Genomic DNA, 22,755 nt, shown 5'->3' on the forward strand with positions numbered 1-22,755 from the left:
TACTCCGTCAACGAAAACCGTAAACCTGCATGGTGCTCTCGCCCGCGCGCAGTCGCTGCAAGATCGCGGCCTCCTCGGCCTCGCGCCGCTGGGCGCGGTCCACGATGGCTGCGGCCTGCTGCCGCGGCAGCACGCACACGCCGTCGCCGTCGGCTGCCACCAGATCGCCGGCATGGACCGTGACGTTACCCACCAGCACCGGCGCGCCGATCCAGCCCGTGGCGCCGTAGTCCTTGCCGGTGCCGCGGATGCACAGCCCGCGCGAGAAGACGGGAAAACCAATCTCCTGCAGCAGTATGCCGTCGCGCACGCAACCGTCGATGACCAGACCGGCCAGGCCTCGGGCCTGCGCCATGGTGCTCATGATCTCGCCCCAGTACCCGTGCTCGAAGGCGCCGCCCACGTGCACCACCAGCACATCGTCCGGCCGCGCCACCGCCAGCGCCCGGTGCAGCCACAGGTTATCGCCGGGCGGTGAGTGCACTGTCAGCGCCGACCCGCAGGCGCGCATCGCGGCACCCACCGGCTTGATGGCCGAGGGCAGTGCGCCCACCTTCCCGCCGGCCTCGTGCAACGTCGCGGTGGGCAGCGCCGCCGCGGCGTCCACCAGCGCAGGCGGCAGGCGCTCGAAATCAGCTCGAGTAGTCAGGGCAGGGTCGATCCGGTTCATGTAGCCTCGCGCGTTTGCAGCTGGTGGTACTTGAATTGCTTGCGCGCCTCGTCCAGGCGCATGCCACCACGCACGGCTTGGCGGATGCGGTCCTCGGCGGCTTCGATCGCTTCAGCCGTGTCCAGCACCTGGGCCTCGTGCTCCCTAGGGATCACGACGGCGCCATCGGCGTCCCCCTTGACAATGTCACCGGGCGCCACCCGCGCGTCGCCGATGTTCACCGGCACGCCAGTGGCCTCGACCTGCACCCGGTCCTTGCCGGTGCGCATCCAGTGGTCCTTGCTGAAAACCGGGTAGCCCAGCGACAGGCACAGGTGCGTGTCACGGCACACACCATCGATCAGGGTGCCCGCGATGCCACGGCGATGGGCAATCTCGGTGAGGATGTCGCCCCACACAGTGGCGTTATCGCGGCCTCCGTTGTCCAGCACGATCACGCTGCCGGGCGGCACGTCGTCGATGTAGTCGCCCACCGTGCCCGAAGGCTTGCCCGATGGGCCGTACAGCAGGGTCCAGGCGCGGCCGGCCATGCGGAAACCGCTGTCGCGCGGCTTGATGCGGTAACACTGGCCGGCGATGCCGAGCTTGTCGAGCGCATCGCTCAGGGTCGCGGTGTCCAGCTTCGCGGCACGTGCGACGTTGACGTCCTGCACGTTGTCGGTCGGATTCATTTGTTCTCCAGCATGTGTTCGTAGTTGCCGCCCATCACCTCGCCAATGGGCGTGCCTGCCAAGATGGCCTTGGCCATCGCCGCCTCGCGCCCGGCGATCAACTCGGCCGTCTCCAGCACGCGCTCGATGTCGGCGGCTGCAATGACGATGACCGCGCTGCGGTCGGCCAACACATAGTCGCCCGGGCACACCGTCATCTGGCCGCCGGCCTCGGGAGCGGCGCCGATTACCACCGGCACCTGCGTGCCCAGCTCCACCACCCGGCCGCGCGCGGTGCGCGAGCTCAGGCTGCGGCTGAACACCGGGAATTCGTAGGCAATGGCCTCGTCCACGTCGCGCAGCGGGCCATCGGCCACCACGCCGGCGACGCCGCGCACCTTGGCGCCCAGCGTGAGCAGGCCCCCCCAGCAGCCGGCCTCCACGCCGCTGCGCTGCTCGACGACGATCACGTCCTCGGGGCCGGCGACCTCGATGGCGGTGCAGCCCAGGTGCCGGGGCGGGCCGGGCGGCGGCTGGCCGGGGCCCACCTTCATGGTCACAGCCCGGCCGGCGATACGGCCGGCGCCGCTGCGTTGCGGTAAGCCGGTGATGGCGCCGGGCAGGCCCAGCTTGTCCAGCGCGTCGGACACCGCGCAGGCATCGAGCCGGCGCAAGCGTTGCACGTGGGGATTGGTCATGCGGTATCTCCTTTGTCTCTCGCGTGTGTCAGTCCAGGGTCTTCCATGCGGCGAAGGCCAGCCCGGTGCCGGTCAGCGCCGGGCTGCGGTAGCCCGGGATGTACTCGACCCATTCCAGGTCCAGCTCGCGGGCCATCTCGCCCACCACCAGCCAGTTGCGGATCTCGGAGCTGCCGGCCTGCAACTGCCTGGGATCAAAGCGGGCCAGGGCCTCGCTGTCCTTGTCGCGGATCGCCCGCAGCACGCGTTGGTCCAGTTCCTCGTCCACCACGAAGTGGCTCAGGCCGCCGGAAGCAATCACGCCCACGCGCAGGTCCTGCGGCCACTGTGCGATCAGTTCGCGCAGCGCGCGGCCTAGCGCCACGCAGCGCCGTGGCGTAGGCTGGTTGGGCGGATCGAAGGTATTGAGAATCACCGGGATAACCGGGAGCTCGGCGCCCTTGAGGATGCGGCGGTGGATGAACTGAAAAGCATGCCCCTCGGACTGCCCGCGCTCCAGGCCGTCCATGGCCGCGATGTCGAAATCGCGCTCACACAGGCGCCGGATCAGCCACTCGGCCAAATCCGCGCGCACCGGGTACTCGCGGTCCACTTCTGGCTCGTGGCGCCGCATGCGCGCTGACTTGACCCAGTTGTCCGACGGCGAGGCCGGCTCGCGCGCGGTGTTGCGGATGGTGGGGCCGTAATAGAGGGCGACGGCCGGGTTGTTGCTGGTGCGGAACAGCTCGGTCTGGTCGTCGCCAACGATCAGCAGCACGTCCAGCCGCGCCTTCCGGACGCGCCGGCCGACCTCGTCCATCGCCGCCTCGGCGGCGTCGTAGCGCTCGCCCAGCTTCTCGGGCGAGGCCAGCGCCTCGCTGCCGGGCGGCGCAGCGGCCAGCAGGGCTTCGTAATCCGTCCTGTTGCCCTGTTTGTCGTAGTAATGGGCGTTCTTCGTGTCGATCACGCGAAAGCCGTGCTGCCAGTCCTCGCGCCGCGAGACCAGCATGATGCTGTGGGAGGAGCCGAACGCGGCGACCAGTCGTGCCATGAGATAGGGTCCTTCGAAGTTCAAACGACGTGGCACTCGCGCAGCGCCGCAATGCGTTCGGGGCTGTAGCCGAGGCCTGTCAGGATGGCGTCGGTCTGGTCGCCTTGGTGCGGAGCCGGCACCAAGGGTCCGGCCGCGCGCGGGTGGCGGGAGAACTGCATGGGCAGTCCCACTACCTCGATATCGCCCAGCTCGGGATGCGCCAGGGTCCGCGCGATGCCCAGGTGGCGCACCTGCGGGTCCTCGAACACCTGGTCCACCGCGTGGATCGGCCCGCAGGGCACGCCGGAGCGGATCAGCCGCTCGGTCCATTCGGCGGTGCTGCGCGTGCGCAGGATTGCGCCGACCGCCTCATTCACGCGCTCGCGGTTGGCCACACGCTCGGGGTCCGAGCCGAAGCCCGGCTCGTCGATCAACTGCGGCGCCTCGATTGCCACGCACAGCCGCTTCCACATGGTCTGGCCGATGGCGGCCAGATTCAGATAGCCGTCCAGCGTCGGGAACACACCGGTGGGCACGGTCAGTGGGTGCTCGTTGCCGGTGGCGCTCGGCACCTTGCCGTCGATCAGCCATTGCGCGGCCTGGAAGTCGAGCATTGCGATCTGGGATTCCAGCAGCGAGGTCTGCACCCACTGGCCCTCGCCCGTCGCCTCCCGCTCCAGCAGGGCCGCCATGATCGCCTGGGCGCAGAAATGGCCGGCGCACAGGTCGGCCAACGGGATTCCCACCCGCATCGGCCCGTCCCCGGGCTTGCCAGTGACGCTCATCAGCCCGCCCATGCCTTGGGCGATGGAGTCAAAGCCGGGCCAGCCGGCATAGGGGCCGTCCTGGCCGAAGCCGGAGATGCTGGCGTAGACCAGGCGCGGGTTGATGGCGCGCAGCTCGTCCGGGCCGATGCCCAGACGGTGCTTGACATCGGGCCGGTAGTTCTCGATGAACACGTCCGCCTCGCGCACCAGGGCATGCAGGATCTCCAGGCCGGCCCGGTCTTTCATGTTGAGCGTGAGGCTCTCCTTGTTGCGGTGCAGGTTCTCGTAGTCGGCGCGGTTGTGGTCGCGCCCGCCAATCATGTCGTCACCCCCCGGCGCGCCGGGCGGGATCTCCAGCTTGATGACGCGGGCGCCCAGGTCGGCGAAGGTGCGCACCGCTGTGGGGCCGGCGCGCACGCGCGAGGCGTCCAGGATGGTGAAGCGCGATAGGGGGCCGCTGCGGGGCGTGGTGCTCATGCCGCACCTCCTTCGTTTAGGGTGAACATGGGCACGGCCGGGCCGCCCTGCGAGGGCTGGAAGCGCACCTGCACGCGGTCGCCGATGCGCGCGCGCGCCGGGTCGCAGTCCACCAAGTTGGTCAGGAGGGTGACGCCCTCGTCGAGCGTGACCATCGCCAGAGTGTGGGCGGTATCGCCCTGCCCCATCGTGCTGAAGGAGTACAGCGTGCCGGTGCCGGCGGACTCGACCCAGTGCGTGTCCTCGCTCAGGCAGAAGGGGCAGATGTCGCGCGGGTAGTGATGCACTTGGCCGCAGGCGGCGCAGCGCTTGAGCAGCAGCCGGCCCTGGTCGGCGGCGTCCCAGAACGGCTTCGATTCGGGCAGCACGTGCGGAGCGGGAATCTTGCGCATGGTCAGACCTCCAGAGGGCCGACCCAAGGCAGGCCAGAGCCCTTTCCGAGGGCGGTGCAGCACGCGAAGTGGCGAGCGAGAGTGTTCATGTCGTCCTCTCCAGGATCAGGGTGGCGGCGGTGTGGCGAGACGCCAGAGCGCCGCCGATTCCGCTGGCCAGGGCGAGCGTGCAGCCGGGCACCTGCACGGCAGGATGGGCCTCTCCGCGCAGCTGGCGCACGGCCTCGATCACCTTGGTCATGCCGCCGCGGTTGGCCGGATGGTTGTTGCACAGGCCACCGCCGTCGGTGTTGAAGGGCAGCCGGCCGGTGCCAGAGATTAGGTTGCCGTCGGCGACGAAGCGGCCGCCCTCGCCCTTCCGGCAAAAGCCCAGGTCCTCCAGCTGCATCAACACCGTGATGGTGAAGCTGTCGTAGAGGCTGGCGTACTGGATGTCGGCCGGCGTGACGCCCGCCTCGGCGAAGGCCTTGGGCCCGGACCAGGCGGCGGCCGAGTACGTGAGGTCAACCCGCCCGCCCATGCCATGCTTGGGCGCCTCGCCGGTGCCCCGCACGACCACGACCGGGCGCTTGAGTTCACGCGCGATCTCGGGTCTCGCCACGATCAGCGCGCCGCCACCGTCGCTCATGACGCAGCAGTCCAGCCGATGCAGCGGGTCGCTGACCATCGGCGAGTTGACGACGTCCTCCACCGTTACGCGCTTGCGCAGCAGGGCATGGGGGTTGTGCTGCGCGTGGTGCGAGGCCGCCACCTTGATCCAGGCGAGCTGCTCGGAGGTAGTGCCGAACTCGTGCATGTGACGCTTGGCCACCAGCGCGTAGAGGTTCTGCGTGGCCGGGCCGTAGGGCAGCTCGAAGGCCAGCTCGGGCGCGTCGGGGTCGGGCGCTTTCAGTGCCAGCGGCGCCTTGGCGGGCCTGCCCTCGCCTGCCGCCGCGGCGGCGCGGGCCTGGGCCTCGGCCATCGCGGCGCGCGGGCGGCCCGCCAGCGTGATCAGGGCGACGTTGCAGCGGCCGGCGGCGATCGCCTCGGCCGCGTGCGCCACATGCAGGAGGGGGGCCGAGCCGCCGCATTCGGTGGAGTCAACGTGGCGCAGCTTGAGCCCCAGGTACTCGGCCATGGTGGCCGCGCCCAGCCCCGGCGCGTCTCCGGCGCAGAAGTAGCCGTCGATGTCGTCCTTCGTCAGGCCGGCATCGACCAGCGCACCCTTGGCGACATCGGCGTGCAGGCGCACCACCGACAGCTTGTCGGCCAAGCGCGTGGGGTGCTCGTACGCCCCGACGATACAGGCTTTTCCGTTCAGGCTCATGGGGTTTCCTTGAGGGCGATGCTCATTGCTCGGGCTTGAAGCCGGTGGCCTTGATGACGGGCCCCCAGTAGGCGAGCTCCTTGCGCACGACGGCGTCCATCTCGGCGGCGGGGCGGAAGTCCGGGTTCAGCGTCGCCCGGTTGACCAGGGTGTCGCGCACTTCGGGCAGGGCCAGCGCATACTTCAGCGCGTTCTGCACGCGCTCGAGCTGCGCCGGCGGCGTGCGGGTCGGCGCCCACATGCCGGTCCAGGCGTCGCCGGCATCGATGGCGATGCCCTGCTCCATGAGGGTGGGCACGTCGGGCATCAGCGGCGAACGCTTGGCGCTGAACACGCCCACCACCTGCACCTTGCCAGCCTTGTGGTGCGGCAGGATGTCGCCGGCGGTCATGATGCCGGCCGGCACCTGTCCGCCCAGCAGATCGGTGACTAGCGGGCCGTTGCCGCGGAAGGGGACCATTTGCAGGTTCACCCCGATGGCCTTGCTGAGTTGGAGGCCGGTGAAGTGGGTTTGGCCCCCTGCCCCGGCGGTGCCAAAGCTCGCTTCCATTGGGTGGGCCTTGATGCGGGCGACGTATTCCTTGGCGCTCCGTACGCCGAGCTGGTTGCCCACGGCCAGCACCATCGGGTAGGACACCAGCATGGCCACTGGTGTGAAGTCCTGCAGCATGTCGTACCGGAGCATCGCCGGCGGGTAGAGCAAGGCCTGGAACACCGGCGTCGCGTTGGGCGCGATCATGTAAGTCAGGCCGTCGGGCTGCGCCGCCTTGAGCGCCTGGGCCGCCAGGCGCCCGCCGGCGCCGGGCTTGTTCTCCACAATCACCGGCTGCTTCAGCACGGTGGCCATCTTCTCGGCCAGCACGCGGGCCACCGTGTCAGTGGAGCCGCCGGGCGGAAAGCCCACCAGCAGCCGGATCGTCTGATCGGACTGCGCCTGCGCTCCCAGCGACAGGCCCAGGGCGCCGGCCAGCAGCGCGGCGTTGAAGGTCTTGCGGGTGATCATGCTTGTCTCTCTCCTTGGTGTAGCTGGGGGTCAGGTCAGGCGAGCGCGTGCGCCGCCGACATCCGCTGCAGGTGCCAGGCGGCGTCCCCGAACAGCTGGCCGATGACCATCAGGCGCTTGGCGTAGTGCGGCACGCGGCATTCGTCGGTCATGCCCATCGCGCCGTGCATTTGGATGGCCGCCAGCCCCTGGGCCCGGCCGAGCTGGCCGGCCAGTGCCTTAGCGGCCGAAACCAGGCGGCGGCGCTGGGCCGCGTCGCCGGCATCCACAGCCATTGCGGCGGCGCAGGCCATGGACTTGAGCTGTTCCAGCGCGATCGCCATGTCGGCCACGCGGTGCTGCAGCACTTGGAACTTCGCCAGCGGCGCACCGAACTGCCTGCGCGTGCGCAGGTGCTCGGTGGTGTGCGCCAGCAGCGCGTCCACCGCGCCCGCGGCTTCGGCACATAGGGCGGCGGTGGCCGCGTCCAGCGCCGCCTCCACCGCGTCGGCCGCCCGGCCCGGCATCCCCAGCACCTGGTCGCTTGGCACCCGCACATCGCGCAGGGTGACGTGCGCGGCACGGCGCCCGTCTAGGGTGTCGAAGCCCTGCACCTTGACGCCCGGCGCATGCACGTCGACCGCCAGCACGGTGAGGCCCTCGCGATCCGCCGCGTCGCCCGCAGTGCGCGCCACTACCAGCAGCAGGCCGGCGCTGTCGCCGTGCAGCACCAGGGTCTTGCGCCCCTGCAGCAGCCACCCGTCGCGGGTCTCGCGCGCCCGGGTCTCGACTTGGTGCCAGTCGTAGCGCGTGCCCTCCTCGTACAGCGCCACGGCAGCCTGCAGCTCGCCGCCGGCCAGCGGCGGCAGCCAGCGCTGGCGCTGGACGTCCGACCCCAGGGTGGCGAGCAGCCAGCCCGCCATCACGGTACTGGGGACGAAAGCGCCGCCGCCGAGCGCGCGGCCCAGTTCCTGCGCCACCAGCATCACCTCCACGGCGCCCTGGCCGCTGCCGCCCGCCTCCTCGGGCAGCGGCAGGCCCAGCAGGCCGAGCTCGGCCATGGCGGCCCAGCGCTGGCGCGCCTGCTGCGCGTCCTCCGGCTTGCCGCGGTGCTCGGCCGGGTATTCGCCATCGCAGAAGCGCTGCACCGCGTCGCGCAGCGCCAGGTGGTCGTCGTTGAATGAGAAGTCCATCGGGTTTCCTTGCGGCGGGGCGTCAGAAGGAGTCCAGCGCGGCACGTGCGATGAGGTTGCGCTGCACCTCGTTCGTGCCGCCGTAGATCGTGAGCTTGCGCGAGTCGAGGCAGTTGGCCGCCAGCGCCGCGAGCGCCGGATCGGTGGCCGCCTCCTCCAGGTGCTCCAGCTCCTGCGCGCGCAGCGAGAAGGGCACGGCGTCGGGGCCAGCGATGTCCACCAGGGCCTCGAAGATGGCCTGGCGCAGCTCAGTGCCGCGCACCTTGAGCAGAGACGCTTCCACAGCCGGGATGCGGCTTTGCTGGTGCGCGCTGAGCAGGCGCAGCGCGGTGAACTCCAGCGCCATCAGCTCGGCCTCGAACTGCGCCAGCCGCCCCTGCATCACCGCGTCCCGGCCCAGCCCCTGCTGCGCGGCCAGCCGGCGGGCGCGGGCGAGTTGCTGCTTGCACGAGCCAATGCCGGCGATGCCGGTGCGTTCGTGGCCCAGCAGGTACTTGCCGCAGGACCAGCCCTTGTGCAGCTCGCCCACCAGGTTCTCCACCGGCACACGCACGTTGTCCAGGAAGCACTCGTTGAGGTCGGTGCCGCCCTCGAGCATGCGGATCGGCCGCACCGTCAGGCCCGGCGACTTCATGTCGATCAGCAGGAAGGAGATGCCTTCCTGCGGCTTGGCCGCCTGGGGGTCGGTGCGCACCAGCGCGAACATCATCGAGCACCACTGCGCGTACGAAGTCCAGACTTTGTGGCCATTGACGACGAAGTGCTTGCCGTCGGGCTCCAGCACGGCGGTGGTGCGCACCGCCGCCAGGTCTGAGCCGGCCCCAGGCTCGGAGAAGCCCTGCGCCCACCAGGTGTTGCTCTGGCGGATGTCGGGCAGGTATTTCCTCTTCTGCGCCTCGGTGCCGAAGGCGATCAGCACCGGCCCCAGCATCTGGATGCCGCTGGCGATGATGCGCGGCGCGCCCCCCAGCAGCGTCTCCTCGTCGAAGATGTAGCGCTGCACGTGGCTCCAGCCCGGGCCGCCGTGCTCGACCGGCCAGCCCGGTGTGAGCCAGCCGCGCGACTCAAGGATGCGAAACCAGGTGACGTAGTCGCGGTGCTCGAGCCGCAGGCCGAGTTCGACCTTGCGCTGGATGTCGGCCGGCAGCCGCTCGCGGACGAAGGCGCGCACTTCCTGGCGGAAGGCCTCCTCCTCGGGGGAAAACTGCAGTCTCATAGCTGTGCTCCTCAGTGCGCCACGACCAGCGCGTCGAGCGCGAGCACCGGCTCGGCCGAGCCGGCCGGGTAGGCCACCAGCGGGTTGATGTCGATCTCGGTGAGGCGAGGGTTGGCGCGCATCTGCGCTCCGACCTGCGCGACCACGCGGGCGATGGCTCCCAGGTCCACACCGGCCGCGCCGCGCACGCCGCGCAGCACCGCCGCGGCCTTCAGCCGGCCCAGCTCGACCACGATGTCCTCCTCGGCCAGGTCCACCGGGATCAGCCGCACGTCGTGCAGGGCCTCGATCCAGATGCCACCCAGGCCGACCAGCACCACCGGGCCCCAGTCAGCATCGCGCCGCGCGCCCACCACCAGTTCCAGCCCGCGCGGGCCCATAGCCTCGACCAGCGCACCGTCGAGCTCCAGCTCCGGCCGGTGCTCACGCACGTTCGCGTGCAGGCGCTCCCAGCCGGCGCGCAGCGCGGCCTCGTCGGCCAGGCCGACCAGGACGCCGCCGACATCGCTCTTATGCGGCAGCTCGCTGGCCTGGGCCTTGAGCACCACCGGCCAGCCAATGCCGGCGGCCAGCCGCACCGCTTCGTCGGCGCTGCGTGCGAGCCCGCCGCGCGGCACCGCAAGCCCCGCGGCCGCCAGCCAGGCCTTGCCCTGGTACTCCGCGAAGATGCCGTTGGGCGGCACCACTCCGGGCAGGGGCAGCGCGGGCGCCTTGCCTGCGCTCGCGCGTTCGGCCCGCGCCAGCGCCTCGCCATAGGCGGCCACGCGCTGCAGCGCGCGCAGGGCCCGGTCGGCCGAGCGGAACAGCGGCACGCCGCTGCGCTCAATGGCCTCCAAGAAGAAGGGCTCCACCGGGCTGCTGTCGCCGGTGAGAACGAGTACAGCCGGCTTGGTGGCGAGGGCAAAGGCCGGCACGATGTGCTCGGCCTTATCACGCTGGGCGACGCTGGGCCCAACGGGGATGGCGAGCACCAGGCTGCCGATGCCCTCGTCCTGCAGCAGCGTGAGCATCAGTTCGCCGACGATGCCGGGGTTGCGCACGCCGATGGTGGTGTAGTCCAGCGGATTCTCGGCCACGGCGTAGTCGGGCAGCATGGCGTGCAGCCGCTCCGCCGTGGCGGGAGCCAGCGCGGGCAGGTCCAGGCCGAGCGTGTCGGCGAAATCGAGCGCCAAGTTCTTCATGGCCCCCGAGCCGGTCATGAAGGCGGCGCCGCCCGCCGGCGGCCGGGGATGGCGCAGCAAGATGGCGGTGGAGTCCAGCAATTCGTCCAGCGACTGCACAGTGACCACGGCCTCGCGCTGCAGCAGGGTCATCGCGGTGGCATGGTCGCCCGCCAGGGCGCCGGTGTGCGACTGCGCGGCCTCGCGGGCCCGGGCGCTGCGCCCCGGCATCAGCAGCACCAGCGGCTTGTTCGCGGCGCGAGCGCGGGCCGCCAGTTGCAGGAACAGCTGCGGACGGCGGATCTGCTCAGCATAGGCCGTAATCACGCGCGTCTGCGGGTCATCGATGTAGGCGGCGAGCACGTCCTCGATACCGACCGACACCTCGTTGCCCGTGGAGAACACTGTTGTTACCGGCACACCCCGCCCCAGCAGGGCGTCGCGCAGGTTGGCGGCCATGAAGCCGCTCTGGGCCACGATGCCGACGCCGGGCCGGGTCTCGCGGGCCCGTGCGGCAAGCGGCTCGAAGGTCAGGGGCACGGCGGCGGCGAGGTTGCTGAACCCCATGCAGTTGGGGCCCACCAGCAGCATGCCGGCCGCTTGTGCCGCCTCGGCCAGCAGGCGCTGGCGGGCCTGGCCTTCCTCGCCCGCCTCGGCATACCCCGAGGCGAACAGCACGGCGGCGTGACAGCGACGTGCGGCCAGGGCCTGCACCGTGTCGAGCACACCGGCCTCCGGGATGGCCAGCACCGCCAGATCGAGGCCCTCGGGCAGCTCGGCCACCGTTTTCACGCAGGCCCGGCCGTTGATCTCGCTGCTGCTGCGGCTGACCAGGTGCAGCTCGCCCTCATAGCCGAAGCGCTCGAGATTGCCCTGAACGAAGCCGCCGAAGGACCGCGGGTCGGCTGAGGCGCCGACGATGGCAACCGAGCGGGGCCGCAGGACGCGGTCCAGCGGCCGGGCCGCGAAGGGCAGGGGGGGGGCGGCAACGCTCATGCAGTGAACCTTTCGGAATGACGGAGGAAGCGGGAATAGGGATCAGGTGAAGTCATTCTGGCATATCAAAAACAATTTTTGGTACACCACAGAACGCTATCTGGCGTTTTTCAGGGTTTGTCCTGAGGGAGTGCCATGAGGCCAAGGCGACCTGAGGAGTCCTGGATATCTATAGGGGAAGGGTCACCTTCACAGGCAAGAGGTTCCTGGCCGCGTCCTTGTACGAACGAGGGGGGTGCGCTGTGTACCATGAAGCTTGGTCGGCGATAACCCTTTCGCTGGCATTTTTTTGAAAACTTCTTGCATGCCACAAAGCCGTGGAGATATATTTGCCATGCCTATGGAACACACCATCACCCTGCCCCCGGCACTCAACGCCGACGCCGAAGCCCTGCTGAGTGGGGAGGAGGCCCGTCCGCGCGGCGCTCGCGCCATTGAGATCCGTGCCGTCCTGCAGGGAGAGATCGAGAGCGGCAAGCTGCCGCCCGGCAGCCCACTGGACGAGCGGGCCCTGGCCCTGCGCTTCCAGGTTTCGCGCACCCCGGTGCGCGAGGCGCTGCAGCAGCTCGCCGCGCACAACCTAGTGCGCATCGCACCGCGCCAGGGGATCACCGTGGCCCGCCTGTCCATCAGCCAGGTGCGGGCCATCATGGAAGGCGTCGGCGAGCTCGAGGCCACCTGCGCCAAGCTGGCCGCACGCCGCGTGGACGACGAACTGCGTCGCCAGCTCGATGAGGCCCTGCAGCTGTGCCAGGACGCGGCCGTCGAGGGCGGCACCGAGGAATACGCCCTGGCCAACGGCCGCTTCCACGAGGTGATCTACACCGGCAGCCGCAACCCCTACCTGGCCGACCTGATCCGCCACGCCCGTCGGCAGATCTACCGCTACCGGGTGCGTGACTTCGTGACCAAGGCGCAGATCAACCAGTCGCTGCAAGACCACCGCAAGATCGCTCGCGCCATCCAGGAGGGCGACGAGGTGAGCGCGGGGCAGCAAATGCTGCTGCATGTGCCCTCGGGCTCCACCGGCTTCTCGGAGTTCCTGGCGCGCATCCCCATGCACCTGTTCGAGTCCGAGCCCGAGGCCTGAACCGGTTCCACCCCCCGCAGGAAAAGAGACAGGAGACAAGTCACCGTGAACCGCCCGCCCCGTTCCATCGACGTGCCCGGCGCCTCGCACAAGGCACCGATCCCGGCGGCCGCCCGCGTGGCCAACGTGCTGTGCACCTCCGCCGTCTCGGGCAAAGACCCGGCCGGCGGCGCGCTGCCCGAGGAGGCCGCAGCCCAGGCCCGCAATGCCTTCGCCAACCTGCGCGCGGTGCTGGACGCTGGGGGCGCGGCCCTGGCCGACGTCGTCAAGCTCTCAGTCACGGTCAACGACGAGTCCGTCCGCGAGGCGGTCAACGAACAGTGGCTGGCCTGCTTCCCCGACCCTCGGGACAGGCCGGCGCGCCACATCACCGTGCAGGCACTGCAGCATGGCATGCAACTGCAACTGGAAGCCCTGGCCGTGATCGGCGGCTGAAGCCGCCGCTTTGCGCAATCCGAGCCCGTAAGACCCACGAAAGACCCTTGCCCATGATCATCGACTCCCACGCCCACATCGTCATGCCGCCCGAGAGCTTCCGCTTCATGGCGGAGCTGGTCGGCGGCCGCGCCAACCCCAACACGCTCCCAAAGATCCCCGACGAGTCGGTGCGCAAGGTGGCCGAGGAGCTGGTGCGCAGCATGGACAAGGTGGGCACCGACATGCAGTTCATCTCGCCGCGGCCCTACCTGCAGATGCACTCGGTCAAGCCGGGCCGTGTGACCGAGCTCTGGTCGGTCCACTGCAACGACCTCATTGCGCGCTTCGTGCAGATGTTCCCGGACCGCTTTCGCGGCGTGGCCGGCCTGCCGCAGTACATGGACGAGCCGCTGGCGCTGCGCGCCATCCCGGAGCTGCGCCGCTGCGTCGAGCAGCTGGGCTTCGTCGGCTGCCTGATCAACCCGGACCCGACCGAAGGCCTGGGCGACCCGCCCGGCTTGGGCGACCCCTACTGGCATCCGTTGTACCAGGCGATGACGGAGCTGGACGTGCCCGGCCTGATCCACTCGGCCGGCAGCTGCAGCGCCCGCGAGTCCTACACGCTCAAGTTCATCAACGAGGAGAGCATCGCCGTGATCTCCCTGCTGGGGGCCAAGACCTTCGACACCTTCCCCGACCTGAAGATCGTGGTGGCCCATGCCGGCGGGGCCATCCCCTACCAGATGGGGCGCTTCCGGTCCTGGAACGTGCGCAAGGGCGAGAAGCAGAGCTTCGACGAGCAGCTCAGGAAGCTGTACTTCGACACCTGCAACTACAGCAAGGAGGCCATCGAGCTGCTATGCAAGGTGGCCGGCACCGACAACGTGCTGTTCGGCACCGAGAAGCCCGGCACCGGCAGCGCGCGCGACCCGTTGAGCGACCGCGACTACGACGACATGAAGCCGGTGATCGAGAGCATCGACTGGCTCACCGAGGCCCAGAAGCGCGACATCTTCGAGTGCAACTGCAAGCGTCTCTACACCCGCGCCTTCCGCCACTACGCCGACTGACCGCGCCCACCGAATCCGGCACGAGGAGACAACGCCATGCCAATGACCCGGGAAGACAACGAGCTGCTCACGCGCGTCGAGAACGGCGCGCCGATGGGCGAGATGATCCGCCAGCACTACTGGATACCCGCCGTGCCCTCCTTCAAGCTCGAGCCCGACGGCGCGCCAGTGCGCGTGCGCCTGCTCGGCACGAACTACGTGGCCTTCCGCGCTACCGACGGCAGCGTCGGCGTGCTCGACGAGCAGTGCCCGCACCGCAAGGCTTCGCTGGCCCTGGCCCGCAACGAGGACAACGGCCTGCGCTGCCTCTACCACGGCTGGAAATTCAACGTGAAGGGCGAGGTAGTCGAGGCACCCAACCACGCGGGCAACCAGGAGGTGTTCTGCAAGCACGTGCGGGTGAACCGCTACACCACGGTGGACCGCGGCGGCATCGTCTGGGTTTGGCTTGGCAAGGGCGAGGCCCCGCCCCCCTTCCCCGAGCTGCCCTTCATAGACCTACCGGCCCACCAGCGCTCAGTCACTAGCGTAGAGGTGCCCACCAACTGGGTGCAGGGCGTCGAGGCCTCAATGGATTCCTCGCACGTCGGCGTGTTGCACGAGTCCACCACCCAGATCACCGCTGGCGGCGGCAACGAGCGCCTGCTGATGACCCAGGCTCTGGCCCCCAAGCTGGAGTTCGAGGACCGGCCCTACGGCTACCGCTACGCTGCGCTGCGCTCGCTGCCCGACGACCGGGTTTACGCCCGCGTCAACAACTTCGTGATGCCTTGGTACGGCATCATCTGCCCGCCCGACGCCGCCAGCCCCACCACGGTGTTCTTCTCCACCCCGGTGGACGACGTCACCCACCGCGCCTGGTTCGTGCACTACAACCCGACGCGCCCGCTGGGCATGACTGTCATGTCGGCCTCGCCCGACGTGTGGAACTTCCCCCCGCTGCCCCCGGGTAAGCCCCGTGACAACTGGGGCCAGAACCGCGACCTGATGAAGCGCGGCCACAAGACCGGCTTCCCGCAGCACCTGGGCACCGAGGACTTCGCGATGTTCATCAGCCAGGGCCCCATCCACGACCGCACCGACGAGCAGCTGTGCTCGGCCGATGGCGCCGTGATCCGCGTGCGCCAGCTGCTGCTGCGCGCAGCCCGCGAGTTCATGGAAGGCAAGCTGCCGAGCTTGGCTCACCACCCCGAGCTGGACTACCGCAAGGTGCGCTCAGTCGGCGGCGTGATTCCCGCAGGCAACGACTGGCGCACCTTGGCCGACGCCTGAGCGGCCCTGGTCTCATCGCTCGAGCCGCGCGCAGACGCAGCCGGGCCCCTTCTCCCCCAAGGACACACAGGAGACAACCGTGAAGCTCGCTCGCCGCCAACTGCTAGCTTTCACCGCCCTTGCGCTCGCCGTCCCCGGCGCCGCCTTCGCCCAGAAACCACCGATCCGCGTGGTGGTGGGCTTCCCGCCCGGAGGCGCCACTGACGCCATCGCCCGCGCCGTGGTCGACCGCCTGCCCGACATCCTGGGACAGCCGGTGATCGTGGAAAACAAGCCCGGGGCGGGTGGACGCATCGCCGCCGACGCGGTGCTGGCCGCCCCCGCCGACGGCTTAACCTTCATGTTGGCGCCCAACGCCACGCCCACCTTCCTGACCCTGGTGCCGGGCCACATCGTCCGCTGGCACATCCTCAAGGACTTCACCGGCGTCGCCTCGATCGCCAGCTACCCGCTGGGCATGGGCGTGGCGGCGAACATCGGCGTCACCAACGCGCGCGAGTTCATCGAGTGGGTCCGCAAGAATCCCAACAAGGCCAGCTACGGCACGCCGGGCCAGGGCGGGCAGAACGCCTTCCTGGGCGAGCAGCTCGCCAAGGCCGCCGGCATCGAGCTGCCGATGACGCCGTACAAGGGCTCGCCGCCGATGGTGACGGACCTGGTGGGCGGCCACGTGCCCTCGGCGATCAGCCTGATGGACGGCCTGATGGTGCACCACCGCTCCGGCCGCATTCGCGTCATTGGCGTCTTCACCAAGAAGCGCTCGCCGCTGATGCCCGACATCCCGACCTTTGCCGAGCAGGGCCTCGACGTCACCGCCGGCGAGGGCTGGACCGCGATGTGGGCCAAGGCCGGCACGCCGGGGACCGAGGTCCAGCGTATGCAGGCAGCGGTGCGGCAGGTGCTGGAGATTCCCGAGGTGCGCGAGTTGATGATCAAGCGCTTGTGGGCCTACCCGAGCTACCGCAGCGGCGCCGACACCGAGGCCGCGCAGCGCGCCGAACTGGCGTACTGGGAGCCGATCATCAAGGCGTCGGGTTTCCGGGCGCAGTGAGGCCAGGACAATTCATGACCACCAGCCCTGCCCTTTCCGTCCGCGTGCGCGCCACCACCTGGGAGGCCGAGGGGATCCTCGGCTTCGAGTTGGTGCCGCTGTCGCCCGGCGAGCAACTGCCCGCTTTCACAGCCGGCGCCCACATCGACCTGTACCTGCGCGACGGCATGGTGCGCAGCTATTCGCTGCTCAACGACCCCTGCGAGACCCACCGCTACCGGATCGGCGTCAACCGCGACGCGAAAAGCCGCGGCGGATCGCAGTACCTGCACGAGGCCCTGCGCACTGGCTCCGTGCTGACCATCTCCGTGCCGCGCAACAACTTCCCGCTGGACGAGTCCTCACCCTTCAACGTGTTCATCGCCGGCGGCATCGGCATCACGCCCCTGCTGAGCATGATCGCCCGGTCGCAGGCGCTGGGCACGCCCTGGCGCCTGCACTACGCGGCCCGCACTCGGGCCCACGCTGGCTTCCTGGACCTGCTGGAAGGCTGGCGTGGCCAGCCCGGCGCCGAGGTGCAGCTGAACTTCGACCAGGAGCCCGGCGGGCGGATGCTGGACCTCGCGGCCGTGATCGCGGAGCTGCCCGAGGGCGCGCACGTGTACTGCTGCGGCCCGCTTCCCATGCTCGAAGCCTACGCGCAGGCCACCGCCGCCCTGCCGCCCGGGCGGGTGCACCGCGAGTACTTCGCCGCCAAGGAAGCGGCATCCACCGACGGCGGCTTCAGCGTAGTGCTGGCGCGCAGTGGCAGGACGGTGCCCGTGCGCGCCGGCCAGACCATCCTGGACAGTCTGATCGAAGCCGGCATCGAACCTACCTACTCGTGCCGTGAGGGCGTGTGCGGCACTTGCGAGCAGCGCGTTATCGACGGCACCCCCGACCACCGCGACCTAGTCCTCAGCGACGCGCAGAAGGCGGCCAACGACCGGATCCTGATCTGCTGCTCGGGCTCGCGCAGCCGTCGCCTAGTCCTGGACCTCTAACCCTTTCACACACCATGACCGACTCCCTGATCACCTACGCCCTTAAGGACAAGGTTGCCTACATCGGCCTGAACCGGCCCGACAAGCGCAACGCTATCAATGATCCGCTGGTCGACGCGCTGCGTGCCGCCGTGCTGCGCGCCCACGAGGAAGCCGACGTAGCGGTACTGCACGGCCACGGCAGCAACTTCTGCGCGGGCTTGGATCTGGCCGAGGCACTGGCCCGCGCCACCGGCCAGATCAAGCCGCCGCGCAAGCGCCGCCGCCACAACTGGCACGAGGTCTTTGACCTGATTGCACGCGGCCCCATCCCCTTCGTCGCGGCACTGCACGGCGCCGTGGTCGGCGGCGGGCTGGAGCTTGCCATGGCCGCGCACGTCCGCGTGTGCGACGAGAGCGCGCTGTTCGGCCTGCCCGAGGGCCAGCGCGGCATCTTCGTTGGCGGCGGCGGCACGGTGCGAATCCAGCGCGTGGTCGGCACCACGGTAATGACAGACATGATGCTCACTGGCCGCCTGCTCTCCCCGGCCGAGGGACTGCAGGAGTGCATCGTGCGCTACGTGGTGCCGGAGGGCGAGGCCCTGAACAAGGCCGGCGAGATCGCGGCGCGCATCGCGAAGAACAGCATCGAGACCAACTGGATGATCATCAACGTGCTACCGCGCATCCAGGACATGTCACACGACGACGGGCTGTTCGTCGAGCAGCTCAATTCCGCCCGGGCCCGCCCGCCCGAGGCCGAGGCCCGCCTGCGCGAGTTCGTGGAGGGCAAGGCCTGCAAGCTGCAAGACAACCAGACCTGACCGGAGGGACCCACCCATGAGCGATTTTGATCTTTTCAACGTGGACGAGGCCGGACGCGCGCGCGCTGCAACCCATGCGCAGCGCTGTGCTGCCGAGGCCGCGAACATCCCCGACATTCCCGCCGGTACGCTGCTGCGCCCCATCCGCAAGGTGGCCGTGATCGGCGCCGGCACCATGGGCGGCGGCATCGCGATGTCGCTGGCCAACATCGGCATCCCGGTGACGCTCTTAGACGCCAGCTCACAGGGCCTGGAGCGCGGCATCGGCCGCGTGCGCGACAACTATGCCACCAGCGTCAAGCGAGGCAAGCTCGACGCGGCTGCTATGGACCAGCGCCTGGGCCTGATTGCGGGCAGCCTGCGCATGGAGGACGCGGCGGACGCCGACCTGGTGATCGAGGCGGTGTTTGAGGACATGGCACTCAAGCAGGACATCTTCCGCCAGCTCGACGCCTTGGCCCGGCCCGGCGCCATCCTGGCGACCAACACCTCCGGCCTGGACGTGGACGAGATCGCGGCGGTCACGACCCGGCCCCAGGACGTGGTGGGCGCGCATTTCTTCAGCCCGGCCCACGTGATGAAGCTGCTGGAGGTAGTGCGCGGCGCAAGGACAGCGCCCGACGCGATCGCCACGCTAATGGACCTGGGCCGGCGCATGGGCAAAGTGGCCGTGCTGGCACGCATCTACCCCGGCTTCATCGGCAACGCGCTGTTCCGCCACTACACGCGCGAGGCCCACTTCCTGGTGGAGGACGGCGCGCTGCCGCACGAGGTGGACGCGGCGCTCACCAAGTTCGGCTACGCCATGGGCATCTTCGCGGTGCACGACATGGCGGGCAACGACGTAGGCTACCAGACCCGCAAGGCGCAGATGGCCACCCGGCCGACGGACCGCCGCTGGAACGACCTGATCATGAGGCTGTGCGACCTGGGCCGGCTGGGGCAGAAGAGCGGCAAGGGCTGGTATCGCTACGAGCCGGGCGACCGCACGCCGCGGCGCGACCCCGAGGTCGAGCGGTTCATCGTGGAGGAGTCGGCCCGCATGGGCATCGTGCGCCGCCCGATGAGCGAGGAAGAGATCCTCAAGCGCTGCCTTTATGGGATGGTCAACGAGGGTGCCCGCTTGCTGGAGAAAGGCATCGCTCTGCGCCCCGGCGACATCGACATCACCTACCTCACCGGCTACGGCTTTCCCGCCCGGCATGGCGGACCGATGTACTTGGCCGACCGCATCGGCCTAGACAAGGTGCTGGCGGACATCCGGCGGCTCCATGCCGAGCACGGCCACTGGTGGGAGCCCGCGCCGCTGCTGGAGCGGCTGGTGGCTGAAGGCCGCAGCTTTGGCGAGCTGCAGCCGGCAGGCTGAGGACACGGAGAGAACGAGGGGGCCTGCATGCAGCAGCTTCAGGAACGCATCGCCGTGGTTACCGGCTCGGCCCGCGGTAGGGGTCAGGGCGCGGCGCTCGGGCTGGCCAACGAGAGCGGAATGACCGCGGGCCAGTTCCTGCTGCCCGACGGCGGAGGCTGCCTGCTGTAGCCAAGGCCCCCTCTCGATACGCAAGAAAGGACGTCACCATGGATCTGGGAATCCGCGGCCGCCGAGCCATCGTCTGCGCCTCCTCTCGGGGCCTCGGTTACGCATGTGCCGAGGCGTTGGCGCGCGAGGGCTGTGAGATTGTGCTCAACGGCCGCAACGAGGGCCCGCTTCAATTGACCAGCCGGCGCCTGATTGAGGCCACCGGCGCGCGTGTCACCCCAGTGGCGGCCGACCTCTGCACCGAGGAGGGCCGCCATCGACTGCTGGCGGCCTGCCAAGCGCCGGACATCCTGATCAACAACAACGGCGGACCGCCCCCCGGCCGGCTTGCCGATTGGGACCACGCAGCCTGGATGCCGGCGCTGGAGGCCAATCTCCTATCGGCCGCGCTGCTGATCCGGGCGGTGGTCCCCGGCATGCGTAAGCGGCGCTTCGGCCGCATTGTCAACATCACCTCGGCGATGGTGAAGTCGCCCCAGGCGCCGATGGGCCTGTCGGCCGCGGCACGCGCAGGCCTAACGGCGCTGACAAAGGCGGTCTCCCGCGAGGTTGCGGTCGACAACGTCACGCTCAACAACCTCCTACCGGAGCGCATCGACACGCCGCGCCAGGAGTTTATGGCGCAGCAGCTGATGCGGGAGGCTGGCATCGACTGGGAGGAGGCGCGCCGCCGCATTGCCTCGACCCTGCCGGCGCAGCGCTTCGGAATGCCCGAGGAGTTCGGGGCTGCCTGCGCCTTCCTCTGCAGTGCTCAAGCTGCCTTCATCTCCGGCCAGAGCCTCAGCCTGGATGGCGGCGCCAGCGCGGGGCTGTTCTGAAACGCGGCAGGGATGACGGATGAAAAACAGGTTCCAACACAGGAGATGAATTGCATGAAGGCACTGGTCGCAATCAAGCGCGTCGCGGACTACAACGTGAAGGTGCGCGTGAAATCCGACGGCACGGGGGTGGACATCGCCAACGTCAAGATGAGCATGAACCCCTTTGACGAGATCGCCGTCGAGGAGGCCGTGCGCCTGAAGGAAAAGGGGGTGCTCTCCGAGGTGGTGGCGGTGTCGTGCGGCGTCGCGCAGTGCCAAGAGACGCTGCGCACGGCGATGGCGATCGGTGCGGACCGCGCGATTCTGGTCGAGACCGACGCCGAACTACAGCCGTTGGCGGTGGCCAAGATCCTCAAGGCGCTGGTGGACAAGGAGCAGCCCGACCTCGTGTTCTTGGGCAAGCAGGCGATCGACGACGACTGCAACCAGACAGGCCAGATGCTCGCGGCTCTGCTCGATTGGCCGCAGGCCACGTTCGCCTCGAAGGTCGAGGTGGCCGACGGCCATTCGACCGTCACGCGCGAGGTCGACGGCGGTTTGGAGACGGTGAAGCTCAAACTGCCGGCGGTGGTCACGAGTGACCTGCGCCTGAACGAGCCGCGCTACGTGACGCTGCCCAACATTATGAAGGCCAAGAAGAAGCCGCTGGAGAACGTTAAACCCGACGCGCTGGGCGTGGACGTGACGCCGCGCATCAAGACGCTGAAGGTCTCCGAGCCGCCGAAGCGCGGCGCCGGCGTGAAGGTGCCCGACGTGGCGACGCTGGTCGCGAAGCTCAAGAACGAAGCCAAGGTGATCTGAGGAGCGAAACGATGACTGCACTCGTCATTGCCGAACACGACAACGCGGGCCTGAAGGCAGCCACGCTCAACACCGTCACTGCGGCGCTGGCCTGCAGCGGCAAGGTCCACGTGCTCGTGGCCGGCTCCAATGCCGCGGCCGCAGTCCAGGCCGCCGCGCAGATCCAGGGCGTCGCCAAGGTGCTGCACGCCGACGCGCCGCAACTCGCCGAAGGCCTGGCCGAGAACTTGGCGGCGCAGGTGCTGGCGGTCACCGTCGGCTACAGCCACATCCTCTTCCCCTCCACCGCCTCGGGAAAGAACGTCGCACCGCGTGTCGCGGCCAAGCTCGACGTCGCACAGCTCTCCGACATCACCCAAGTCGTGAGCGCCAACACCTTCGAGCGCCCGATCTACGCCGGCAACGCGATCGCAACCGTGCAGAGCGCCGACTCGGTGAAGGTCATTTCCGTGCGCACCACGGCCTTCGAAGCGGCGGCGGCAATTGGCGGCAATGCGGCGGTCGAGAGCGTTTCCGTCGTGGACGATGCCGGCCTCTCCAGTTTCGTTGGTCGTGAGTTCACCAAGAGCGACCGGCCGGATCTGACGGTGGCCAAGATCATCGTCTCCGGCGGCCGCGCGCTGGGGAGCAGTGAGAAGTTCATGGAGCTGCTCACGCCACTGGCTGACAAGCTCAATGCCGCGCTCGGCGCTAGCCGAGCGGCCGTCGATGCGGGTTATGCGCCCAACGACTGGCAAGTGGGCCAGACGGGCAAGATCGTAGCGCCGCAGCTCTACATTGCAGCGGGCATCTCCGGCGCAATCCAACACTTAGCGGGCATGAAGGATGCCAAGGTGATTGTGGCGATCAACAAGGATCCCGAGGCGCCGATCTTCGGCATTGCCGACTATGCACTGGAGGCCGATATCTTCACCGCCGTACCCGAGATGCTGGCGGCGCTCTGAGCGAAGCGCCGCTAGGTGGGTGGTCTCGGTATGAGGTGGTGAGGGTTTAGTTTGAACCGGGACGACTCCTTGTGAGGTGTACTGTCACCCGTGGACAGCGGAAGTTGGTCCGCCCGCGCCCTGTTGCTGAAATGCTGCTGCGCGAAGACCGCCAAGGCCAGGTAGACACAGACGGCTGTGGCACTGCTGTCGGTTGTAGAAGATCTTGATCCACTCGCAAATCGCTGCCATGGCCTGCGCCCGGGTCGCCCAGCGCCGCTGGTGCACGAGCTCGGTCTTCAGGCTGCCCAGGCCCGCGCCGACCAGCGTGCTCGCGTGCACCCAGGCGACGCTGGCCGCTCCCGTGCCCCACTCCCGGTTGGGCGGCTTGAGCAGGATCGGCACGGCCGTCACCGCGCCGAAGCCCAGCGAGGCGATCGCCAGCGCGAGCGCCGCGAGCCACCAGCC

General features: G+C 69.2%; 23 protein-coding genes and 1 pseudogene. 12 read left to right on the forward strand and 12 right to left on the reverse strand.

Annotation, left to right across the window (positions count from 1 at the left end):
* Nucleotides 1–7: 7 nt before the first annotated feature.
* The 11 genes from D3A59_RS19895 to D3A59_RS19945 all read right to left on the reverse strand — a co-directional run bounded on the left by D3A59_RS19895 (nucleotide 8) and on the right by D3A59_RS19945 (nucleotide 11,519).
* Nucleotides 8–670, reverse strand: a complete 663-nt coding sequence (locus tag D3A59_RS19895; RefSeq protein WP_119157074.1) for a 4-carboxy-4-hydroxy-2-oxoadipate aldolase/oxaloacetate decarboxylase — start codon at nucleotides 668–670, stop codon at nucleotides 8–10.
* Nucleotides 667–1,341 (reverse strand): RraA family protein, encoded by a 675-nt coding sequence (locus D3A59_RS19900; protein WP_119157075.1) that lies wholly within the window; start codon nucleotides 1,339–1,341, stop codon nucleotides 667–669. The genes D3A59_RS19895 and D3A59_RS19900 overlap by 4 nt, the downstream gene beginning before the upstream one ends.
* Nucleotides 1,338–2,018, reverse strand: a complete 681-nt coding sequence (locus D3A59_RS19905; protein WP_119157076.1) for an RraA family protein — start codon at nucleotides 2,016–2,018, stop codon at nucleotides 1,338–1,340. The genes D3A59_RS19900 and D3A59_RS19905 overlap by 4 nt, the downstream gene beginning before the upstream one ends.
* 28 nt (nucleotides 2,019–2,046) lie before the next feature.
* On the reverse strand, nucleotides 2,047–3,048 hold the full coding sequence (locus D3A59_RS19910) for a DODA-type extradiol aromatic ring-opening family dioxygenase (protein ID WP_119157077.1): 1,002 nt from the start codon (nucleotides 3,046–3,048) through the stop codon (nucleotides 2,047–2,049).
* 20 nt (nucleotides 3,049–3,068) lie between these two features.
* A complete protein-coding gene (locus D3A59_RS19915; protein ID WP_119157078.1) occupies nucleotides 3,069–4,274 on the reverse strand; it encodes a CaiB/BaiF CoA transferase family protein in 1,206 nt (401 codons plus the stop codon).
* Nucleotides 4,271–4,666 (reverse strand): Zn-ribbon domain-containing OB-fold protein, encoded by a 396-nt coding sequence (locus D3A59_RS19920; protein ID WP_119157079.1) that lies wholly within the window; start codon nucleotides 4,664–4,666, stop codon nucleotides 4,271–4,273. The genes D3A59_RS19915 and D3A59_RS19920 overlap by 4 nt, the downstream gene beginning before the upstream one ends.
* An 85-nt stretch (nucleotides 4,667–4,751) precedes the next feature.
* Complete coding sequence (locus D3A59_RS19925; protein WP_119157080.1) at nucleotides 4,752–5,972, reverse strand: thiolase domain-containing protein; 1,221 nt, start codon at nucleotides 5,970–5,972, stop codon at nucleotides 4,752–4,754.
* A gap of 22 nt (nucleotides 5,973–5,994) precedes the next feature.
* A complete protein-coding gene (locus D3A59_RS19930) occupies nucleotides 5,995–6,975 on the reverse strand; it encodes a tripartite tricarboxylate transporter substrate-binding protein (protein WP_119157081.1) in 981 nt (326 codons plus the stop codon).
* 35 nt (nucleotides 6,976–7,010) lie between these two features.
* Nucleotides 7,011–8,147 (reverse strand): acyl-CoA dehydrogenase family protein, encoded by a 1,137-nt coding sequence (locus D3A59_RS19935; protein ID WP_119157082.1) that lies wholly within the window; start codon nucleotides 8,145–8,147, stop codon nucleotides 7,011–7,013.
* Between the two features lie 22 nt (nucleotides 8,148–8,169).
* Nucleotides 8,170–9,363 carry an acyl-CoA dehydrogenase family protein gene (locus D3A59_RS19940; RefSeq protein WP_119157083.1) on the reverse strand — a complete coding sequence of 398 codons (1,194 nt, stop codon included), beginning with the start codon at nucleotides 9,361–9,363 and terminating at the stop codon, nucleotides 8,170–8,172.
* Between the two features lie 11 nt (nucleotides 9,364–9,374).
* Nucleotides 9,375–11,519 carry an acetate--CoA ligase family protein gene (locus tag D3A59_RS19945; RefSeq protein WP_119157084.1) on the reverse strand — a complete coding sequence of 715 codons (2,145 nt, stop codon included), beginning with the start codon at nucleotides 11,517–11,519 and terminating at the stop codon, nucleotides 9,375–9,377.
* Nucleotides 11,520–11,853: 334 nt separating this feature from the next.
* Between D3A59_RS19945 and D3A59_RS19950 the strand changes: the two genes are divergently transcribed.
* From D3A59_RS19950 to D3A59_RS20000, 12 genes are all read left to right on the forward strand, one after another.
* The gene (locus D3A59_RS19950) at nucleotides 11,854–12,609 is read left to right on the forward strand and encodes a GntR family transcriptional regulator (RefSeq protein ID WP_240636140.1); all 756 of its coding nucleotides are present in this window, start codon (nucleotides 11,854–11,856) and stop codon (nucleotides 12,607–12,609) included.
* Between the two features lie 45 nt (nucleotides 12,610–12,654).
* On the forward strand, nucleotides 12,655–13,044 hold the full coding sequence (locus D3A59_RS19955; RefSeq protein ID WP_119157086.1) for a RidA family protein: 390 nt from the start codon (nucleotides 12,655–12,657) through the stop codon (nucleotides 13,042–13,044).
* A gap of 53 nt (nucleotides 13,045–13,097) precedes the next feature.
* The gene (locus D3A59_RS19960) at nucleotides 13,098–14,096 is read left to right on the forward strand and encodes an amidohydrolase family protein (RefSeq protein ID WP_119157087.1); all 999 of its coding nucleotides are present in this window, start codon (nucleotides 13,098–13,100) and stop codon (nucleotides 14,094–14,096) included.
* A 36-nt stretch (nucleotides 14,097–14,132) separates the two neighbouring features.
* Entirely contained in the window at nucleotides 14,133–15,368 is a 1,236-nt protein-coding gene (locus D3A59_RS19965; RefSeq protein ID WP_119157088.1) for a Rieske 2Fe-2S domain-containing protein, read from the forward strand.
* Between the two features lie 79 nt (nucleotides 15,369–15,447).
* The gene (locus tag D3A59_RS19970; protein WP_119157089.1) at nucleotides 15,448–16,419 is read left to right on the forward strand and encodes a tripartite tricarboxylate transporter substrate-binding protein; all 972 of its coding nucleotides are present in this window, start codon (nucleotides 15,448–15,450) and stop codon (nucleotides 16,417–16,419) included.
* 14 nt (nucleotides 16,420–16,433) lie between these two features.
* Nucleotides 16,434–17,402, forward strand: coding sequence for a PDR/VanB family oxidoreductase (locus D3A59_RS19975; RefSeq protein ID WP_119157090.1), 969 nt, complete (start codon nucleotides 16,434–16,436; stop codon nucleotides 17,400–17,402).
* Between the two features lie 14 nt (nucleotides 17,403–17,416).
* On the forward strand, nucleotides 17,417–18,205 hold the full coding sequence (locus tag D3A59_RS19980) for a crotonase/enoyl-CoA hydratase family protein (RefSeq protein ID WP_119157091.1): 789 nt from the start codon (nucleotides 17,417–17,419) through the stop codon (nucleotides 18,203–18,205).
* Nucleotides 18,206–18,221: 16 nt separating this feature from the next.
* Nucleotides 18,222–19,571, forward strand: coding sequence for a 3-hydroxyacyl-CoA dehydrogenase (locus D3A59_RS19985; protein ID WP_119157092.1), 1,350 nt, complete (start codon nucleotides 18,222–18,224; stop codon nucleotides 19,569–19,571).
* Nucleotides 19,572–19,598: 27 nt separating this feature from the next.
* Entirely contained in the window at nucleotides 19,599–19,742 is a 144-nt protein-coding gene (locus D3A59_RS25520; protein WP_157991601.1) for a hypothetical protein, read from the forward strand.
* A gap of 38 nt (nucleotides 19,743–19,780) precedes the next feature.
* A complete protein-coding gene (locus D3A59_RS19990) occupies nucleotides 19,781–20,560 on the forward strand; it encodes an SDR family oxidoreductase (RefSeq protein ID WP_119157093.1) in 780 nt (259 codons plus the stop codon).
* Nucleotides 20,561–20,614: 54 nt separating this feature from the next.
* Entirely contained in the window at nucleotides 20,615–21,364 is a 750-nt protein-coding gene (locus D3A59_RS19995; protein WP_119157094.1) for an electron transfer flavoprotein subunit beta/FixA family protein, read from the forward strand.
* 11 nt (nucleotides 21,365–21,375) lie between these two features.
* Complete coding sequence (locus D3A59_RS20000) at nucleotides 21,376–22,308, forward strand: electron transfer flavoprotein subunit alpha/FixB family protein (protein WP_119157095.1); 933 nt, start codon at nucleotides 21,376–21,378, stop codon at nucleotides 22,306–22,308.
* Between the two features lie 168 nt (nucleotides 22,309–22,476).
* Here the strand turns inward: D3A59_RS20000 and D3A59_RS26450 are convergent.
* Nucleotides 22,477–22,596, reverse strand: a pseudogene (locus tag D3A59_RS26450) (IS3 family transposase); the annotation flags it as partial.
* Between the last annotated feature and the right edge of the window lie 159 nt (nucleotides 22,597–22,755).

It is taken from the genome of Caldimonas tepidiphila (genome assembly GCF_003569765.1).
GTDB lineage: Bacteria > Pseudomonadota > Gammaproteobacteria > Burkholderiales > Burkholderiaceae_C > Caldimonas > Caldimonas tepidiphila.

Excerpts from the sequence above, each read along its gene's own strand:
- D3A59_RS19895 (WP_119157074.1), bottom strand. The coding sequence starts at position 670 with ATGAACCGGATCGACCCTGCCCTGACTACTCGAGCTGATTTCGAGCGC.
- D3A59_RS19900 (WP_119157075.1), bottom strand. The coding sequence starts at position 1,341 with ATGAATCCGACCGACAACGTGCAGGACGTCAACGTCGCACGTGCCGCG.
- D3A59_RS19905 (WP_119157076.1), bottom strand. The coding sequence starts at position 2,018 with ATGACCAATCCCCACGTGCAACGCTTGCGCCGGCTCGATGCCTGCGCG.
- D3A59_RS19910 (WP_119157077.1), bottom strand. The coding sequence starts at position 3,048 with ATGGCACGACTGGTCGCCGCGTTCGGCTCCTCCCACAGCATCATGCTG.
- D3A59_RS19915 (WP_119157078.1), bottom strand. The coding sequence starts at position 4,274 with ATGAGCACCACGCCCCGCAGCGGCCCCCTATCGCGCTTCACCATCCTG.
- D3A59_RS19920 (WP_119157079.1), bottom strand. The coding sequence starts at position 4,666 with ATGCGCAAGATTCCCGCTCCGCACGTGCTGCCCGAATCGAAGCCGTTC.
- D3A59_RS19925 (WP_119157080.1), bottom strand. The coding sequence starts at position 5,972 with ATGAGCCTGAACGGAAAAGCCTGTATCGTCGGGGCGTACGAGCACCCC.
- D3A59_RS19930 (WP_119157081.1), bottom strand. The coding sequence starts at position 6,975 with ATGATCACCCGCAAGACCTTCAACGCCGCGCTGCTGGCCGGCGCCCTG.
- D3A59_RS19935 (WP_119157082.1), bottom strand. The coding sequence starts at position 8,147 with ATGGACTTCTCATTCAACGACGACCACCTGGCGCTGCGCGACGCGGTG.
- D3A59_RS19940 (WP_119157083.1), bottom strand. The coding sequence starts at position 9,363 with ATGAGACTGCAGTTTTCCCCCGAGGAGGAGGCCTTCCGCCAGGAAGTG.
- D3A59_RS19945 (WP_119157084.1), bottom strand. The coding sequence starts at position 11,519 with ATGAGCGTTGCCGCCCCCCCCCTGCCCTTCGCGGCCCGGCCGCTGGAC.
- D3A59_RS19950 (WP_240636140.1), top strand. The coding sequence starts at position 11,854 with ATGCCTATGGAACACACCATCACCCTGCCCCCGGCACTCAACGCCGAC.
- D3A59_RS19960 (WP_119157087.1), top strand. The coding sequence starts at position 13,098 with ATGATCATCGACTCCCACGCCCACATCGTCATGCCGCCCGAGAGCTTC.
- D3A59_RS19965 (WP_119157088.1), top strand. The coding sequence starts at position 14,133 with ATGCCAATGACCCGGGAAGACAACGAGCTGCTCACGCGCGTCGAGAAC.
- D3A59_RS19975 (WP_119157090.1), top strand. The coding sequence starts at position 16,434 with ATGACCACCAGCCCTGCCCTTTCCGTCCGCGTGCGCGCCACCACCTGG.
- D3A59_RS19980 (WP_119157091.1), top strand. The coding sequence starts at position 17,417 with ATGACCGACTCCCTGATCACCTACGCCCTTAAGGACAAGGTTGCCTAC.
- D3A59_RS19985 (WP_119157092.1), top strand. The coding sequence starts at position 18,222 with ATGAGCGATTTTGATCTTTTCAACGTGGACGAGGCCGGACGCGCGCGC.
- D3A59_RS25520 (WP_157991601.1), top strand. The coding sequence starts at position 19,599 with ATGCAGCAGCTTCAGGAACGCATCGCCGTGGTTACCGGCTCGGCCCGC.
- D3A59_RS19990 (WP_119157093.1), top strand. The coding sequence starts at position 19,781 with ATGGATCTGGGAATCCGCGGCCGCCGAGCCATCGTCTGCGCCTCCTCT.
- D3A59_RS19995 (WP_119157094.1), top strand. The coding sequence starts at position 20,615 with ATGAAGGCACTGGTCGCAATCAAGCGCGTCGCGGACTACAACGTGAAG.
- D3A59_RS20000 (WP_119157095.1), top strand. The coding sequence starts at position 21,376 with ATGACTGCACTCGTCATTGCCGAACACGACAACGCGGGCCTGAAGGCA.